General features: G+C 69.0%; 2 protein-coding genes and 1 pseudogene. 1 reads left to right on the top strand and 2 read right to left on the bottom strand.

The window, feature by feature from the left end; all coding sequences use genetic code 11:
* A pseudogene (locus JMF90_RS33860) lies at positions 1-671 on the top strand (hypothetical protein); the annotation flags it as partial.
* 19 nt (positions 672-690) lie between these two features.
* On the opposite strand, the gene JMF90_RS33855 reads toward JMF90_RS33860, so the two are convergent.
* A complete protein-coding gene (locus JMF90_RS33855; RefSeq protein ID WP_011547530.1) occupies positions 691-2,001 on the bottom strand; it encodes an Nramp family divalent metal transporter in 1,311 nt (436 codons plus the stop codon).
* 100 nt (positions 2,002-2,101) lie between these two features.
* A partial coding sequence (locus tag JMF90_RS33850; protein ID WP_374104317.1) for a cupin domain-containing protein occupies positions 2,102-2,317 on the bottom strand: 216 nt, incomplete at its 5' end.

The following is a 2,317-nucleotide window of genomic DNA, read 5'->3' as shown; positions in this document are numbered from 1 at the left end:
CGTTCCTGCATCTGTGGAGCGCGCAAGGCGAAACGGCGTTGCTCGACCCGGTCCAGAACTTCGTCAGCAAGTACGGCATCCACGAATCGTTCGACGCGGGCAGCGGCAAGACGACGCTCAGGTATCACGGCGAGCCGATCCGCGCGCTGCACATGACCGGCGACATCCGCTTCCTCGACCGGTGGCGCTACTACGCGAACCACACCGACGCCGCACTGCGCGACGGCACGCCGTTCGCGCTGTCGGACGGCACGCCGGCGCCGTCCGACGCACTCGCCGCACGCATCGCGGCGGCGGATTACGTGCGATCGGCCGGGCTGACCGTTGCGTCCGCCGCGCTCGAGACAAGCGCGGGCGCCTATCTGCAGGCGCTCGACGAACCGGGCGGCACGATGCTCGTCGGCAGCGGGAACCACGAAGTCGTGTTCACCGCGACCCGCGACATCGCGCGGCTGAACGTCTACGTCACGCATCCGTCCGGCTCGCCGTCGCCGCTGCTGTGCGAGGTGCGCGTCGACGGCCACGCGCAGCGCAAGGGCACCGAACTGATGGCGCATTTCTGGTACCAGGTGGCGGCCGGCGCCGTCGTCACGCTGCGCGCGACGAGCCTCGGCGGCCAGCAATGCAACGCGATCTGGCGGCTGCGCGAAGCGCCGGACATGCGGCAGTAAGCGGCCGGCCCGCACCCGTTCAATTGAACGCCGCCCATACCAGGTACGCATTCAGCCCGACGATCACGGCCGTCGCCACGCCGGCGACGATCCGCAGCGGCATCCGCATCGCGTAGGCGCCCATCACGTCTTCGCGCGCCGACAGTATCAGCAGCGCGATCATCGGCATCGGCAGCACGAAACTCAGCACGACCTGGCTGGCCACCATCGCCCGCGTGACGTCGCAGCCGAGCGCGACCACCATGAACGCGGGCACGATCGTCACCGCGCGCCGCACCCAGATCGACAGGCGGCGACGGATGAAGCCCTGCATCACGACCTGCCCCGCCATCGTGCCGACCACCGAGCTCGACACGCCGGAGGTCAGCAGCGCGACGAGAAACAGCGCGCCGGCCGCCGGCCCGAGCACCGGGATCAGCGTGTGATACGCGTCGCCGATGTCGGTCATGCCCGGCGCGGCCGCATGAAACGCCGACGACGCCATCATCACCATCGCGAGATTCACGAACCCGGCAAGCCCCAACGCGACCACGACTTCGCGGTTCGAGAAACGCACGAGCCGCCGCCGCTCTCCGTCGTCGCGCGGCGCGGTGCGATCCTGCGTGAGGCCCGAATGCAGATACAGCGTGTGCGGCATGATCGTCGCGCCGATGATGCCGACCGCGATCGTCAGCGCCGCGTGATCGGGAATCTGCGGGACCACCAGATGGAACGCGGCCGCGTGCCAGTCCTGCGGCGCGATCAGCAGTTCGCCGAGATAGCACGCGCCGATCACGCCGACCAGCGCCGCGATCGCCGCTTCCAGCGGCCGGAAGCCGCGCTTTTCGAGCGCGAGGATCGCGCAGGTCGCGAACGCGGTTGCGATCATCCCCGCGAACAGCGGCAGGTGGCACAACAACCCGAACGCGAGCGCGCCGCCGAGGAATTCGGCGAGGTCGGTCGCCATCGCGGCGATCTCGGATGCGATCCACATCCCCCACACGACCGGCGCGGGGAAACGGTCGCGGCACAGCTCCGCGAGATTGCGGCCGGTCACGATGCCGAGCTTCGCCGACATCGCCTGAAACAGCATCGCGATCGCGTTCGCGGCCAGCACGACCCACAGCAGCCGGTAGCCGTATGCGGCGCCGGCCTGGATGTTGGTCGCGAAGTTGCCGGGGTCCATGTAGCCGATCGACGCGATCACGGCCGGGCCGATGAACGGCAGCAGCGCGGCGACGCCGGTGCGGCGCCCTTCGAGCGCGGCGCGCACCGCGCCGTCGGTGGGCTCGGTGGACAGGCCCGGCAGCGCGAGGCCGCCGGCGGGTTTGCTCGGGACGACGGGAATCATGGTGAGTATTTATTCCGTTCGAATGAGGAAGGCCGATTCGGGGATCGCGGCTCGCCACAGCAGCAAGCCGCATGCCGGCCACGACGAGACGCCGGCGGCGTTACAGCGGCACGACGTCGGGACGATTGCGCGGAAACTGCGCGATCACGTCCGGTGCGACGTTCAGGTGCGCTTCGACGAGCTGCGGCGGCGTATGCGCGAGCCAGTCGGACAACGACACCTCCGCATAGCGGTCGGTCTTGAAAATCTCGAGGAACACGAGGTCAGTCTGCCCGGTGTTCTGCACGTAGTGGCCGAGGCTCTTCTTCACATAGCC

The organism is Burkholderia sp. E168m23, assembly GCF_016586125.1.
Lineage (GTDB): Bacteria > Pseudomonadota > Gammaproteobacteria > Burkholderiales > Burkholderiaceae > Burkholderia > Burkholderia orbicola.
This window is presented reverse-complemented; position numbering and strand designations above follow the sequence as displayed.